Annotated in this window: 16 protein-coding genes, 1 pseudogene and 1 riboswitch; of the genes and pseudogenes, 4 read left to right on the forward strand and 13 right to left on the reverse strand. The window is 41.7% G+C overall.

Features of this window, described 5'->3' with window-relative positions; translation table 11 throughout:
• Positions 1-16 precede the first annotated feature (16 nt).
• The 4 genes from N5C46_RS05925 to N5C46_RS05940 form a co-directional block, all read right to left on the reverse strand.
• Complete coding sequence (locus tag N5C46_RS05925; protein ID WP_261751285.1) at positions 17-1,240, reverse strand: EAL domain-containing protein; 1,224 nt, start codon at positions 1,238-1,240, stop codon at positions 17-19.
• A gap of 160 nt (positions 1,241-1,400) precedes the next feature.
• Positions 1,401-2,168 (reverse strand): 2,4-dienoyl-CoA reductase, encoded by a 768-nt coding sequence (gene fadH / locus N5C46_RS05930; protein WP_224520368.1) that lies wholly within the window; start codon positions 2,166-2,168, stop codon positions 1,401-1,403.
• A 133-nt stretch (positions 2,169-2,301) separates the two neighbouring features.
• Complete coding sequence (locus N5C46_RS05935) at positions 2,302-2,520, reverse strand: hypothetical protein (protein ID WP_261751287.1); 219 nt, start codon at positions 2,518-2,520, stop codon at positions 2,302-2,304.
• Between the two features lie 170 nt (positions 2,521-2,690).
• Positions 2,691-4,781 (reverse strand): sensor domain-containing protein, encoded by a 2,091-nt coding sequence (locus N5C46_RS05940; RefSeq protein WP_261751288.1) that lies wholly within the window; start codon positions 4,779-4,781, stop codon positions 2,691-2,693.
• A 219-nt stretch (positions 4,782-5,000) separates the two neighbouring features.
• Here N5C46_RS05940 and N5C46_RS23300 point away from each other — a divergent pair.
• Both N5C46_RS23300 and N5C46_RS05945 read left to right on the forward strand, forming a co-directional pair.
• A pseudogene (locus N5C46_RS23300) lies at positions 5,001-5,216 on the forward strand (hypothetical protein); the annotation flags it as partial.
• 243 nt (positions 5,217-5,459) lie between these two features.
• Positions 5,460-5,927 carry a YkyB family protein gene (locus N5C46_RS05945; protein WP_098440926.1) on the forward strand — a complete coding sequence of 156 codons (468 nt, stop codon included), beginning with the start codon at positions 5,460-5,462 and terminating at the stop codon, positions 5,925-5,927.
• Positions 5,928-6,006: 79 nt separating this feature from the next.
• Here the strand turns inward: N5C46_RS05945 and N5C46_RS05950 are convergent, their stop codons facing one another.
• Positions 6,007-6,927 carry a chemotaxis protein gene (locus tag N5C46_RS05950; RefSeq protein ID WP_261751289.1) on the reverse strand — a complete coding sequence of 307 codons (921 nt, stop codon included), beginning with the start codon at positions 6,925-6,927 and terminating at the stop codon, positions 6,007-6,009.
• Between the two features lie 117 nt (positions 6,928-7,044).
• Here N5C46_RS05950 and N5C46_RS05955 point away from each other — a divergent pair, with 117 nt between their 5' ends.
• On the forward strand, positions 7,045-7,242 hold the full coding sequence (locus N5C46_RS05955) for a hypothetical protein (RefSeq protein ID WP_261751290.1): 198 nt from the start codon (positions 7,045-7,047) through the stop codon (positions 7,240-7,242).
• 57 nt (positions 7,243-7,299) lie between these two features.
• On the opposite strand, the gene queE is transcribed toward N5C46_RS05955, so the two are convergent.
• The 4 genes from queE to corA form a co-directional block, all read right to left on the reverse strand.
• Positions 7,300-8,022, reverse strand: coding sequence for a 7-carboxy-7-deazaguanine synthase QueE (queE, locus tag N5C46_RS05960; protein ID WP_261751291.1), 723 nt, complete (start codon positions 8,020-8,022; stop codon positions 7,300-7,302).
• Positions 8,019-8,453: a 6-carboxytetrahydropterin synthase QueD gene (gene queD / locus N5C46_RS05965; RefSeq protein ID WP_261751292.1), complete on the reverse strand. Its 435-nt coding sequence runs from the start codon at positions 8,451-8,453 to the stop codon at positions 8,019-8,021. The genes queE and queD overlap by 4 nt, the downstream gene beginning before the upstream one ends.
• Entirely contained in the window at positions 8,450-9,115 is a 666-nt protein-coding gene (queC, locus tag N5C46_RS05970) for a 7-cyano-7-deazaguanine synthase QueC (RefSeq protein ID WP_261751293.1), read from the reverse strand. The genes queD and queC overlap by 4 nt, the downstream gene beginning before the upstream one ends.
• A gap of 123 nt (positions 9,116-9,238) precedes the next feature.
• A riboswitch (PreQ1 riboswitch) is annotated at positions 9,239-9,283 on the reverse strand.
• Between the two features lie 119 nt (positions 9,284-9,402).
• Complete coding sequence (gene corA, locus N5C46_RS05975) at positions 9,403-10,398, reverse strand: magnesium/cobalt transporter CorA (protein WP_261751294.1); 996 nt, start codon at positions 10,396-10,398, stop codon at positions 9,403-9,405.
• Positions 10,399-10,529: 131 nt separating this feature from the next.
• Between corA and N5C46_RS05980 the strand changes: the two genes are divergently transcribed.
• Entirely contained in the window at positions 10,530-11,681 is a 1,152-nt protein-coding gene (locus N5C46_RS05980) for an aminotransferase A (RefSeq protein ID WP_261751295.1), read from the forward strand.
• A gap of 43 nt (positions 11,682-11,724) precedes the next feature.
• Here the strand turns inward: N5C46_RS05980 and N5C46_RS05985 are convergent, their stop codons facing one another.
• From N5C46_RS05985 to N5C46_RS06000, 4 genes are all read right to left on the reverse strand, one after another.
• Entirely contained in the window at positions 11,725-11,901 is a 177-nt protein-coding gene (locus N5C46_RS05985) for a hypothetical protein (RefSeq protein ID WP_261751296.1), read from the reverse strand.
• 593 nt (positions 11,902-12,494) lie between these two features.
• Entirely contained in the window at positions 12,495-14,216 is a 1,722-nt protein-coding gene (gene ptsP, locus N5C46_RS05990; protein ID WP_261751297.1) for a phosphoenolpyruvate--protein phosphotransferase, read from the reverse strand.
• On the reverse strand, positions 14,216-14,482 hold the full coding sequence (locus N5C46_RS05995; protein ID WP_034756145.1) for a phosphocarrier protein HPr: 267 nt from the start codon (positions 14,480-14,482) through the stop codon (positions 14,216-14,218). The genes ptsP and N5C46_RS05995 overlap by 1 nt, the downstream gene beginning before the upstream one ends.
• 316 nt (positions 14,483-14,798) lie before the next feature.
• The gene (locus N5C46_RS06000) at positions 14,799-15,056 is read right to left on the reverse strand and encodes a hypothetical protein (protein ID WP_061810120.1); all 258 of its coding nucleotides are present in this window, start codon (positions 15,054-15,056) and stop codon (positions 14,799-14,801) included.
• Positions 15,057-15,085 lie beyond the last annotated feature (29 nt).

The raw sequence follows: 15,085 nt of genomic DNA on the forward strand, positions 1-15,085 counted from the left end.
ATTCAAGAAATGCATGCTAAAAAAGCAAACCGTCTTCTTCAAATAAAAATTCATACGAGAGATCCATGAAGAGATACAGACCATTTCCGAACGGGTAGGAATACGTACGGATGGATTCTCCAGAATCTATGTCACTGTAAATATCAGATAGCAAACCTTTTTTATCGATTCTCATCCGGATGATATTTTCCAGGAAGTACGGGCGCCAGCTCCAATTTTTCCCTTTGTACCTTGGTTCAATCGTCCAAACCTGATCGGATTTCACGACGTTACTCGTAACTTGAAACCCATTTTCATCGCAAATGTAAACCCGAAAACATTTATCCGTAAAATGCCTCGCCACCTCAAAAAGCAAATCATCAAATTCCACCGTTTGTTTCTTTAAAGTCATCAGTTTTTGACTGATCTCTTTATGAAGAACGTCCGCGAACTCATAGCCTGCTTCCAAATGTTTCTTTTCATATCGGATATAGTCCTGGCACTTTTCTTTCAGCTTTTCTTTTAACAGATCCGGTTCGAGAAAGGTGTCGGAAGGATGCTTCAGATAAAAGCCCTGGTAATACCTGCCCCCATTCAGCCAGGCAAATTGGAGCTGGTAGTTGATTTCGATATTTTCGAACAACAGGGATGCCCCGATTTTTCTGGCAAGCATCGATAAGCTATATAGAATATCTTTATACACTTTATTCCCGGCATCATTACGAAGTTGATATAAATCCACTTTCAGTATATCCGGCGAATACTGTGACAGCCGGTCCAATTGACCGCTGTTACCACCGATATTATCGATGGCAATCTTTATTCCATATGTTTTGTAATAGAGGAGAAGATGGACCAATTGATCAAAGTCCCCTACAAACGTTTTTTCTGACAATTCGATTACTGTCCTGCTTAAGTCCAAACCCTTCTTTTCATATTCCAGGAGTAGCTCAAGGAAGGACTCACCATGATCCAGCATAAGTAACCCGGCATTCCGGTTCAAAAATATGTAACCCTCTTGTTTCTCTGCTAAAAATTTTTCCAGCGCAAGACGTGTGACACGTTCATCCACTTCCATTTTATATTCATCAGGTATCTCATCGTCACCAAAGAATGGCCCAAGACTTTCGACCCCATCATTCCCCATATTCATTCTTCCAAATACCTCGTACCCGATGATTTTATGTTCATCTGCACTGAAGATCGGTTGAAAGTACGGAATCACTTTTTCTATATTGGATAATATCTCTAATGCGTCCATTCGCACTCCCCCGCCATCGCTCATGTTTTTTTGCATAATTATAACACAACTATTCTGATGTATTAAAAAAGAATAACCCAAAAAGCTTTCCCTTTCCTGTCACTTGAACAGGAATGGGGAAAGCTTCTTTAGGATGAGCTCTCTTCATGATTGTGTTAGATCAAAATGGAAACGGGTTCAGCCATTGACCTCCATCCATCGTGATGCATTCTCCATTAATATAGGCAGCCTTTTCAGAGGCGAGGAAAAAGGCAAGTCCTGCAATTTCTTCCGGTGTACCCAAGCGTTTTAATGGTACACTGTCGATGGTCCTTTTGGCAGCTTCCTCCGAGATCCACAGCTTCTCAGCTCCTCCGGTACGTTCGATCGGTCCCGGGGCAATCGCATTCGTGCGAATCCCATACTTATGACCCCACTCGACGGCCAGGGTTCTTGTCAATGATAAGACCCCGGCTTTTGCCGCTGCCGAATGAGCGACACCCGCTCCGGCATTCCAAGCATATGTTGCCACCATATTGATGATGGATCCCTTTTGATCATGTTCGATCCAATAGTTCCCAACCGCATGTGAACATAAGAATGTTCCATTCAAGACGATGTCAATGACGGACTTCCACCCATTTGGAGTGAGCTTCTCTACAGGGCATATGAAGTTTCCGGCTGCATTATTGATCAGAACATCGATTTTGCCGAATTTTTCTGCCGTAAACTCGACCATGGCCTTCACATGTTCCTGCTCCCTAACGTCCATTTGAAATACTTCGATTTTCCCTTTGAGAGAAGAGAACTCCTCCTTCACCGATTGAAGCCTCTCCTCATTTCTCCCCGTGACAACGACACTTGCCCCTGTTTCGACGAAGTGCTTTGCCATATACTTCCCCATACCATTCGAACCGCCTGTTACGATGACAACTTGTTCTTCTCCCATATGTAACTCCCCCTAGTAATGAATGAATACTCACTCATATTTTACCATACAACCTCACTCTACAACTATGTTTAGAGTAAAAAAAGACTGATTTTTAAGAAAATATCGTTTTCTTAAAAATCAGTCTGCTGTGTTAACCATCCGGATTATTCACGATGAGCTCGTGTAACTGGGCAAGCGCCTTAATAATTGTTTTATTTCGCTTATATCCTTTTGCTTCAACTGAAACATCATTATATGAAACAACTACCTGACCTAAAGATCGAGGAGATTTAAAGCCGTATACATACACTCTGACCGTTCCTCTTTCGGTTGGGAGAAAGAGGACTTCCATACGTTTTGTCTTTTTCATAATCCCTCTCCTTCATAAAGCATTAGGAACCGTGATTCATTTGGAAAGGTATCCTTCCCTTGTCCTTCTATGAACCTATTACTCTCCTCACTTTAAAATAAGTCATAGGAATTACTCTGTCAAACATTTGAGGTGATACTCTGTGTCACATGCACAACCGAACGCTGCTTTTACATGAGGACGAATTGCTGCTGCTCAATCTCTTTTGGTCCTATCGGCTTACTAAAAAAGTAACCCTGAGCCTTCTGACAATTTGCCTTCTTCAAAAAGTCGACTTGGCCCTCGCGCTCCACTCCCTCTGCGATGACTTCCAGACCCAGACTGTGGGCAAGATGGATGATCGTAGTCGTAATGGCAGAGTCCTTATGGTTCATCCCTATCTCCTTGACAAACGATTGGTCGATTTTTAATACGTCGATGGGAAATCGTTTTAAATAATGCAGGGAAGAGTAACCCGTACCAAAGTCGTCCACAGATATAAACACTCCAAGATCTTTCAGTTTCTTCAGCATTTTCAAGGTTTGCTGAGTATCTTGCATGGCTCCCTCCGTAATTTCAATTTCTATGCAGCTAGGGGGAATCATATACGTTGATAAGTAGAAATTGATTGTTTCCACCAATTGCTCTTGCAGAAATTGCTTCGGGGAAATGTTGATGGCCATCCGCACCGACCTGTACCCCTTGCCCCTCCATTTTTGCAACTGGATACAAACCTGCTCCAACACCCATTCACCGATTTGATGAATCAGTCCTGTTTCTTCTGCAAGCGGAATGAATTGGGCAGGTGACACGAAGCCAAATTTACGATTATTCCAGCGGATCAAAGCTTCGAAGCTGTCGATGGCTCCAGTCGATAAATTGACTTGTGGCTGATAATGGACATACAACTCGCCTTTTTCTATCGCTTTTCTCAAATGGGATTCCATAATGATATAATTTGGAAAACTCGATTTCATATGGGTATGGTAAAACCGATAATGTGCCCTCCCTTTTTCTTTCACCTCAAAGAGAGCCTGGGCGGCTTTTTGAATGAGGGAATTGGAATCATAGCCGTCTGCAGGATAACAACTGATACCAATGGAAGGGGATATATAAAATTCCTGATTGTCGATTGTAAAAGGGTCGATAAATAACGCCAGGATCTCTTCTGCTTTAGTCTTTGTCATTTCAAAGCTGCTGTTTTTCAAGAGGAAGATAAATTCATCTCCACCTTGCCTGTACAGTAAGCACTCCTCATTGGTGAGAGTGATCAGGCGCTCTGTGATCCTTTTCAGAAAACGGTCGCCACCCTTTAAACCCAATGTGTCATTCACAAATTTGAACCGGTCCAAATCAAGGTATAGAAGGGAAAGTTCCACTCCTCTTTCCTCCATATTGTGAATGATCATAGGGATATGATCATCCAGGGCCTTCCTGTTCCATATTCCTGTCAGTTGATCATGAAGGGCCATATAATGAATCATTTCACTTTGTTCATGATGCTTCGTGATATCTTTTATGATGATATAACATCCGTCACACTTTTGATCTACCACGATGGGGACCATTTTCAATTGAGTGATTCTTTCTTCGCCTTTTTCATTCCCAAGAAGACAATAATCAATGGAAGACGGAACCCCCGATAACGTTTGGAAAAGAGCCTCACGCAATTCCATACGATTCTGAGCCTTCATTAATTGGAAGATATCCATGTTGACGAGTGCCTCTTTTGAAAACCCTGAAAGCAAACACCCTGCTCTATTCGAATCCTTAATGACTCCTTGTGAGTCCAAAATAAAAATCGCATCCAGATTATGTTCTATGATGGATTTGTATCGTTGCTTGGCTTTCTTCAATTTCATCTTTTCTTCAATTGAAGAAGTAATATCCCGTGTAATGGACACGACATACTCTGCTTGACCACATTCATTCATGATTGGTGTCAGAATGGACTCATTCACTACCTGATTTCCATTCATGGCTTGAAATGTGTCCTGATAGGTCATGCTCTCACCTGTCTCCACTAATTCCGTATATCTCTTCTGTAAGTCGAGTGCCATTTCCAAAGGCATCACATCCTCCAGTAAGCGCCCCATATCCTCCTGTTGGATGGATGTGTACCTTTTAGCAGACTCATTGACATAGGAGTACCTGAAAATGTTTCCTTTTTCTACCTTCATAATGAAGATCATATCGTGGATATGGTCTAAAATGAACTCCTTCAAGACCGTATCGAGGTTCTTCTTATCTTGACTGATGATGGTATCGTCTGTCCATTTCATGGATTCGTCATCCTTTTATGCTGATGTTTTTATCTGTATCATATATCCTGATTCCATTTTACTAGTTCAGCCGTGGTTTTCCTACATTCTTGTAGGAATATTCCCAATAGTTGAGAAAATGGTCGTTGTATCCCCCTCATAAGCCCATTATATCCGGGACAGGCGCGCAGGTTGATCATGAACCATAGAATAATTAGAGAGAGGAGGTTTTCTTTAATTATGTACCCATATGCATATTACCCACATCGAAGCTATCCGCCTTACAGAGGGGGCGATCAGCGTTTCTTCCCATTCTTTGGATTACCATTCTTAGCAGGAGGTTTAGCAGGATTGGCCATCAGTCCTCTGCTATTCAACAGACCATGCTATGGTTGCTATCCGCCTTATCCACCTTACGGAGGGTATCCTTATCCCGGCGGCTATCCACAACCATATGGAGTCAATAGTTTTCAAGCTTCACCGAATAACTTTACTGAGAATATTAATATATATCCCGGACGATAATCATAAGGCTCGCCTAACCTTACATTGTTTAGGTAGAGCCTTTATTGTACTGCCTCTCCCTTCTCCCCATCGCACCTCCTGGGATCTTTACCAATAAACTCCCCTTCCTACCCTTTCCAATCATAGGGAAAGGGGGTATAATAGAGAAGAATACACTAGAAAGGAGCCAATAACTTGAGAAACACTAGTAAATCCACCCCTTCTTCCACATCTGTCATTACCCTCTCTCAAGCTATTTTCACTGTGAATCGCCATGCGAAAACAGCAGGTAACCCAAAATACTTATATTCATTAAAAAAACGAGCGTTAATGAAAATGATCAGGGAAGGTAAGGCCAAAAAAGTGGGACTTCACTTCTCTAAAAACCCAAAGAACAGTCAGCAACAATCTGATGTCCTGATTGATTGCGGAGAATATACGTTTCATCTCCCTCCTGCAAAGGAAGATTTCAAAGAGCTTCCACATTTGGGATCACTTGACCAGAGCCTGCGAAACCCGAAATGTAAAATGGGATTACAACAGGCGAAAGGGATTTTGGAACAGTATACCGGAATGTCAGATCATACCGATCAGATACGGAAACCGGGAAAAAATCAATATCAAAAGCCTGTATTTAAAAAGTTGGGCGATAGCTTCTTTTAATACCCACTGATTTTAGTGCGGTAACGCATATATCCTCTAAAGGGTTTTGACCATTGTCAGAACCCTTTTTTTAGTTGGATTACAGAATGTACTGATCGATCTTTAAAATAAGCTCAGCGATTTCCGGTTTGCTGACCTGGTCTTCCGCCCCTACCATCTCGCCTTTATGCTTTAAATCATTTGTAATAAGAGATGAAAATATGATGACCGGGAGGGTATTGAGCTTTGGATGATTTTTGATTCTTTTTGTTAAATGATGCCCATCCATCTGTGGCATTTCAATATCCGTCAGTACAAGATGTACGCTTTCTTTCACATCCTGACTTCCATCCACAATGGATTCTAAGTACTGAAAGGCATCGGCTCCATTTTCAAAGAACTCTACATCCTCATATCCTGCTTCTCTCAGTGTGTCGTTCAACAGCTTCCTAAGTAATGGGGAATCCTCAGCTGCAATGATTCTCTTGTTCCTTCTCTCTCTTGGACCTAATTTTTTCACTTGATCAACGCGGATTCCTGTTTCAGGATTAATCTCGAGCATGATGCTCTCAAAATCCAAAAGAAGAATCATGCTTTCTTCCCTCTTGATCACCCCGATGATCCCCGAATGGACTCCAGAATACATTTCTGAAGGTTTCTCGATTTGATTCCAGGAAATGCGATGGATTTGAGTAACGTTATGGACATGAAAGATGACCTTCTGCTGATTGAATTCAGCTACAATGTATTTTGATTTCATTGTTTCCTCTTTTTCCGCCCCAAGTACCCTCGCCATGTCTACGACCGGCAGTACTTCCCCTCTTAATTGAACAAGTCCCTTTACATGCGGGTGTGCGTGGGGAATCGGTGTCACGGCAGTCGGCTGGATGATTTCCTTCACTTTAATGACATTAATCCCAAATTTATTGTTTTGAACCTCGAATTCCACGATTTCAAGTTCATTTGTACCGCTTTCGAGAAGTATTCCGTTTGATTGATTCAATGGTTTTCGTCCTTCCATACATAATTGCCTTCCCTACTTATATCGAACAATCCAGGAACTTCTTTACATGCGAGCACGAAAAATAACTGATTAGTAATGGATTCCTAATCCATACTAAGGACAGGAGGTGTTGTTATGACGGACCGTAGAGGTTATGAAGGCAGGGGCCTGCCTGATTTTGATGATATTACGGATCATATTCTGCCTGCACAGAATAATTTTCCTTTGATTGCTCTCGGGAAGAATGCAGAAGGCAAGGATGAACCCTATGAACTTTCGTATATTGAAGGGCAAAAGCGCCGGAATCAGGCAGATGAAGACCCCCGTGCTTAAGTGGATCAACCCAATAGAAAAAGCGATTGAATGGGAATCCATCAATCGCTTTTCTTCCTACACCCCTCGCTTGTTCCCCCATACCAATGTATGGAGCTGGGGGAGCACACGAACATGATTTAAATCTTTTCTTTCACACACTTTATCTATGAGTGTTTCATAATCCAACAGTAAATCCGACACCAGCTTGGCTGTGTCACCTTCTCCAACGGCAGGATTGCCCGTTTGGATATAAAATGGTACACCGGGATAACGGTGATGGATGCGTGTGGCATATCCTAAATCGAGATCATCAAAGACCACCACTTTCAAACTGAACTGTGAAGAATTCTCACTTAATCGATGAACGATTTCATCAAGTTTCTCAAAGTCCGTCTCCATGCCGGAACTTGGCGGCTTCGGGGATATGGTCAGATCACTTATATCATAAAACCAATCCTGCCAACGGCTTCCCTGTGTTTCAAGGGCAGATTCAATACCATTTTCCTTTAAGATATCAATAAGCTCCTTTAAACTTGCCAACAGGGCAGGATTCCCACCTGAAATCGTTACATGGGAAAATCTGTCCCCACCTGCTTCAAGCAATCGATTCCAAATATCTTCTGCCGTCATGAGCATGATATCCTCTTTGGCGGATCCATCCCATGTAAAGGCTGAGTCACACCAGGCACAGCTGTAATCACATCCTGCCGTCCTGACGAACATCGTTTTTTGGCCGATGACCATCCCTTCCCCTTGAATGGTTGGCCCGAATACTTCCAGTACGGGAATTTTCTTCATGAGCGTTTCCTCTTTGGTCTGTATATACAATAGCTGGTAGGGGTTTCCCTTAAGAACACTTGAAGACACTGTGGTCGGTGGGGAAGCGTGTCTAAATGATCCTGGATGATTTCCCACATGACTTTCGCCACTACTTCCGTCGTTGGGAATTCCGTCCCTCTTTCTGAAGAAAACCGTTCATCCTCATTGATCATCGTATGATCAAATCGTTTATGGATCAGTTTTTTGATATGTTGGAAATTAATGAGGAATCCTGAATCATCGAGTCGATCTCCACCAATCGTGATGTTGGCAAAGTACGTATGACCATGAACCTCCTGGCAGCTTCCTGCTTCCACATGAGGAATATAATGTGCAGCAGCAAAATGCATATCTTTATTTAATTCATATTCATAGGGATGATCGGGAACAGGGTATATCTGTTGAATCATGATCCCTTTCCTCCTTTTTTGCTACTCAAATATTCATCCAATCCCCTTTGTCTCAGTTCACAAGCAGGACATTCCCCGCACCCGCTCCCTTTCAAACCGTTGTAACAAGTAAGGGTATGTTCCTGAATATATCGGAATGCTCCCAAGTCGTCGGCCATTTCCCACGTTTGGGATTTATTGATCCACATAAGGGGGGTATGAATGACAAACTGCTCATTCATAGAAAGATTGAGGGATACATTCAAAGATTTCACAAAAATATCCCTGCAGTCCGGATACCCGCTGAAATCCGTTTCGCATACACCCGTTACAATATGTTTCGCACCGATTTGCTTGGCTAAAATGCCCGCAAATGATAGGAATAATAAATTTCGCCCAGGAACAAATGTGGAAGGCAATTCCCCCTCGAGATGTGTAATTTCTTCATCCGTTCTTGTAAGGGCACTTGGGGCCAGTTGATTTAGCAAACTCATATCTAAAATATGGTGTGGTACATTCAGATCTTCAGCAATCTCTTTCGCACAGTCAAGCTCTGCCACATGTCTCTGACCATAGTTGAACGTTACTGCTTCTACTTCATTAAATGCTTTCTTTGCCCAAAATAAACACGTTGTACTATCTTGACCTCCGCTGAATACGACTAACGCTTTCTCTGTGTTCATAAAAGGTTCTCCTTTCTCTTCTACAGGCTTCTGCCACGAAAAGAAGAAAGAGATTCTGTCAGACTCTATAATATAGGCTTACGTTTGCCACTAACAAAAAAATAACGACACCTAAGGATGCCGTTTTCCTTAGTTTTTTATAGAGGGTTGTGCTAGAACCTCTCGGGTTTCATACAGACACCCAATTCTTCTTCTATTGTCCTCAACCAATATAACGTTTTTTCACAAAAAAATCTACATTTCACGTACAATTTATCCGAAAATATCACGAAGCTATAGGGGCAAGACTATTTTAACCGGAGGAGCCTTCTCCTTTTCCTTCTTTTTTTCGAGCCGAAACGCAGCCAGCCTATTTTCAAAAAGAACCCAAACATGATCAGTGCTACGAGTCCCATGATTCCCAGGACGATGAAATACCCATTGGGCTCATCGAGTTCAGGCATGTTGACAAAGTTCATACCATATAAACCTGCAATAAAGGTAAGGGGCATAAAAATCGTCGTGATGACAGTCAATGTCATCATGATGTTGTTCATTTTATCGGAATTGATCGATAAATAATTATCACGTATATCCGACGAGAACTCCCGATAAGATTCAAGCATTTCAACAAGCTTAATTAAATGATCATAGACGTCATTGAAGTATAGCTGCTCTTCCTTCAGTGCATTCAATCTGCCCGAATTACTGATGCGATACAATAGATCCCTCATCGGCACGAGGATGCGACGCAGCTTTGACATATCGTGTCGAATATCAAATAATTCATCCATCAGATCACTGTCGGCTTCTTCATTCGTGTTGTCTTCAATCGTATTAAGGCGATCTTCTATCTTATACACAAGGGGGAAATAATCATCCACGAGGCGGTCAACGATTCTATGCATGATCTTAAAGGGACTGAGCTGGCCCCCTTCTTCTTCCATCTCTCCCCATATTTGATTTAACTGACTGACAGGTTCTTTATGGAACGTAACGATAAACCTTGAATTTACAAACATATTTACCTCATGGGAATCAAGGGTTTGTGTATTGATTCCGTGCATGAGCACAAAAATGTATTGATCATAAAAATCAAGCTTGGGACGTTGACTGAAATCATCCAGACAATCCTCAATCGCAAGGGGATGAAATCGAAAATACAGCTTCAGCAATCTGATGTCCTTGCTTGAAGGCTCTGAGAAATCGACCCAGTACCATTTTACATCTTTTTCCTTTATTCTTGATAAGGGAACATCACTTTGGATCTCCCCGTTTTCCATGATTATACTTGTTCGGATCATATGGCTCTCCCTAACTGTCTTTTTTCATTTTTTATCCTTTCCCTATTTCTCCTCCATTCAAACAAAACCACTGCGTTAACATTCAATTTAATGGTAAAATATGAATCAAACGATCAAAGTAGGTGTACATATTGGAACAGCATATTAACCCCAGGGTAAGGGACATACAAATTTCGGGTATACGACGATTTTTCAACATGGTGTCAGACATCGACGATATGATTTCCCTTACAATCGGTCAGCCTGACTTCCCAACCCCTCAACATATTAAAGATGCAGGAAAAGCGGCCATTGATGGAGATTTCACGTCATATACCCACAATGCAGGATTTATCGAATTACGTGAAGCGGCTGCTTCATTCGTCAAAGAAAAATATCATGTAGAATATGACCCTGCAACAGAAGTCATCGTCACAAATGGTGCGTCCCAGGGAATCGATGTGATTCTGCGAACGATCCTTTGCCAGGGGGACGACTGCCTTCTTCCAGGGCCCGTATATCCAGGGTATGAACCCATCATCAAACTATGTGGTGCCTATCCGGTCCATATCGACATTACCCAAAATGAGTTTAAATTAGATGCAGCATTGATCGAAGGCAGCCTGACCCCTTCAACCAAATGCATCATCCTCCCATACCCCTCAAATCCAACAGGGGTCAGCTTATCAAAGGAAGAACTGAAAGAAATTGCCGAATTACTCAAGAGCCGGAACATTTTTGTATTGGCTGATGAAATATATAGCGAACTTACCTTTGATGATTCCCACCATTCCATTGCAGAGTATTTAAGAGAGCAAACGATCATCGTGAATGGATTATCAAAATCACATAGCATGACAGGTTGGAGGATCGGCCTGATCTTCGCTCCTGAAGCCATTTCGAGGCACCTTTTGAAGGTGCACCAATATAATGTGTCCTGCGCTTCGTCCATCTCCCAGAAAGCGGCTTATGAAGCTTTGACAGCCGGGAAAGACGATGCCCTGGATATGAAGATAGAGTATAAGAAACGAAGGGACTATGTATACGACAGACTTGTTGATATGGGATTCAAGGGAATCGTCAAACCCCACGGTGCCTTTTACTTTTTCGTGAAAATTCCCGATCACATCCTGTTAAGTTCATTTGATTTCTCCTTGGCCCTGGCTCAGGAGAAAAAGGTGGCTGTCGTCCCCGGTGATGCCTTTTCACCACTTGGAGAAGGATATTTCCGACTATCTTACGCCTGTTCCATGGATCAACTGACAGAAGGACTCGACCGGCTTCAATCTTTCATCCAATCCTAATGAGAGGGACGGACCTTGATGCAAGGTCCGTCCCTCTTTATGATTATCCTCTATATTCACCATTGTTATTAGATGCTTTTTCTTTTTTCGCTTTGTCGTTGTGGATTTTATTTGTCGCTGCACTCCCTATTTCATGGGCAAATTCAGCATTGATCTTTGAAGAATCAAAGCCTTTTTTATTTTTCTGCTGCGGATCATTTTTCTTTGTCCTTTTAGCCATCGTTTATTTCCCCCTTTATTATATTGCTGAACCGCTTAATCGATCAGCATATGTTTATTATTCATCTTCATCTGAAGTCCTATTCAATGGACAAATATCCAAAAAAAAAGAACTAACGCAGTTAACTGAGTTAGTTCAATAAAAAAAGGAAAAGGGGGTGTTAGTGAGAAATTAATCTCCAATTTCATGCTTAGTAATAGAATACCCGCTTTTAAAGATGATAAACCATCTTTCTACTTTTTTTATAAAAAATTTTTCGTTCACCGATACGCCGCTCCACTGAACAAAAAACGTCCAATAATTGGCCTTCAAACCCCCCAGGCACCCAAAAAAGTTATTTTAGTAAAACACTTTAAAAAAGCGCTTTCATACAGTATAATAAACAAGGGAATTCTGATCATGAAGTTTGAACATGACATTCAAAATGGTAATCATATGTGTAAGCCCCTTTTGAAAAAGAAAAAAGGGATTGAAAGAACCAAGCGTTCCTTCAATCCACTAGAAAGGGGGAAATGAGAATAAAAAGGCCCAAAGGGTGTGTGCCTTATTCTTCTCAGATATATTACCCTCATTTTCACTATTTAAACCTACATTTATTCCATTGATGTGGCTTTTTTCACTGCAGAAATGACCGCATCATTGGTGTCAAGTTGTAGTGCCTGTTCAGCCAGTTCTTTCATTTCAGCACGGTTCAACTGACGGATTTGAGAACGTGCCTTCAAAATGGATGTTGCACTCATTGAGAACTCATCCAAACCTAATCCAAGTAAGATTGGTACGGCAATCTCATCTCCAGCCATTTCTCCACACATACCTGCCCATTTTCCTTCCTTATGAGCCGCATCGATGACCATTTTCACAAGACGTAAAATGGCAGGGTTATACGGTTGATATAAATAGGAAACGCGCTCGTTCATGCGGTCGGCAGCCATTGTGTACTGAATCAGGTCGTTTGTCCCGATCGAGAAGAAATCAACTTCCTTGGCAAATACATCCGCCATGACGGCAGTTGAAGGAATTTCCACCATGATTCCCACTTCAATGTGATCAGCTACCGTTGTCCCATTTTCAAGAAGGGCTTTCTTCTCTTCTTCCAGGATTGCTTTCGCTTCTCTGAACTCTTGAAGATTTGAAATCATCGGGAACATGATTTTCAAGTTTCCAAATGGACTTGCCTTCAATAAAGCTCTAAGCTGCGTACGGAAGATATCCTGCTCATCTAAACATAGACGGATCGCACGATACCCAAGGAAAGGGTTCATTTCTTTCGGCAGATTTAAGTAAGGAAGCTCTTTATCCCCACCGATGTCAAGGGTACGAACCACAACTGGTTTCCCTTCCATTCCTTCTAATACAGCCTTATATGCTTCGTATTGCTCATCTTCTGACGGTAATTCGTCACGACCCATGTATAGGAATTCTGTACGATAAAGTCCTACACCTTCTCCACCGTGATTCTTTACCCCTTCAAGATCCTTTGGTGTCCCGATATTGGCAGCAAGTTCAACATGTTCGCCATCTTTGGATACCGTCGGTTCGTTCACGAGCTTCGCCCATTCAGCCTTTTGTTCTTCATAACGGGCATGTTCTTTCTTGTACTCTTCGATGACTTCCGGAGTCGGATTAATATGTACTTCTCCATTTAATCCGTCAACGATGATCATATCACCATTTTCAACAGAGGAAGTAATGGATTTCGTCCCCACTACAGCCGGGATCTCCATTGAACGGGCCATAATGGCCGAATGTGATGTTCTTCCACCGATGTCCGTTGTGAATCCTTTAACGAATTCACGGTTTAATTGTGCCGTGTCAGAAGGAGTTAAATCCTCTGCAATCACGATTACTTCTTCTGTTACCATGCTTGGGTTTGCAATCTGCACGCCCAATAGGTGTGAAAGGACACGTTTCGTCACGTCACGGATATCCGCCGCACGTTCCTTCATATACTCGTTATCCATGGATTCAAACATGGATACGAACATATCCGCGGTTTCTTTAAGGGCGGATTCAGCGTTTACATTTTCTGATTTTACTTTGTCTTCGATAGGTGTCAGTAGTTCTGGATCGCTTAAGACAAGAAGATGTGCTTCAAAGATTTGAGCTTTGTCTTCCCCTAAATCAACTCTCGCTTTATCACGGATCGCTTCAAGCTCTGATTTAGATGTCGCAATGGCATCCTGGAAGCGTGAAACTTCCTGTTCAGCATTGTCTACGCTTTTCTTTTCAAAGCTCAGGTCAGGTTCGACCAGGCGATACGCTTTCGCTATGGCGATACCATTTGATGCCGCTATTCCTTTTAAGAGACTGGACATTACTCAGCTAAACCTTCTTTGTTCAATGTTTCCTGTAAGCTGTTTAACGCTTCTTCTTCGTCACTACCTTCAGTAATGATTGTGATTTCTGCACCTTTACCAACACCTAAAGACATAACACCCATGATTGATTTTAAGTTTACTTTCTTTTCTTTGTATTCTAGATGTACATCGCTGTCGAATTTGCTTGCCGTTTGAACCAATAGAGTTGCCGGACGAGCATGAATTCCTGTTTCAGCTGTAACTGTAAATGTTTTTTGTGCCATGTGAATCGACTCCTTCAATTATCTTGTTTTTAGTTGCTTCATAAAAGTAATGGATTATAAAGAAAACGTCAACTATTTCTAGTGATTAATCCAATATTCCTATAAAGCTGTTCAATAAAAAAGAATAGCATGCAATGAGGATATACACAATTGTAAAGCTTGATTTTTTTAGTATTTCATAAATTTGCCACTGTTATGAACCTAATTATGTAAAATTTGATGATTTATTGTAAACCCTAAAGAAGAAAACGCAGTGAAGACCCCATATCCATGTGATATGGAGTCTTTAGTATGAGTCATTCTTAGGGTTGTCATACTATTCTTTTTCTACTGTTTCTGCCTTCATGAGGTTATAGCCGATCTTTGCTTTGATAACCGTTCCTTTCAATGTCATTTCATGATCTTCTGAGATATTTGAGTATACATTGACCAAGTCACAAATACATCGGGAGAATAACTCTGACAGCTGCTTTAATTCCTGGACCTCATACTTCCTGTCTTCTTTCATCAATTCCTCCATCACATCGATGGCAAGACTTTTCACCCTCAGTGCCTGCTCGATTTCGTATTTCAAATGGGACCCTCCCCTTTCTATCATTCTTT

The organism is Rossellomorea vietnamensis, from assembly GCF_025398035.1.
GTDB classification, from domain to species: domain Bacteria; phylum Bacillota; class Bacilli; order Bacillales; family Bacillaceae_B; genus Rossellomorea; species Rossellomorea vietnamensis_B.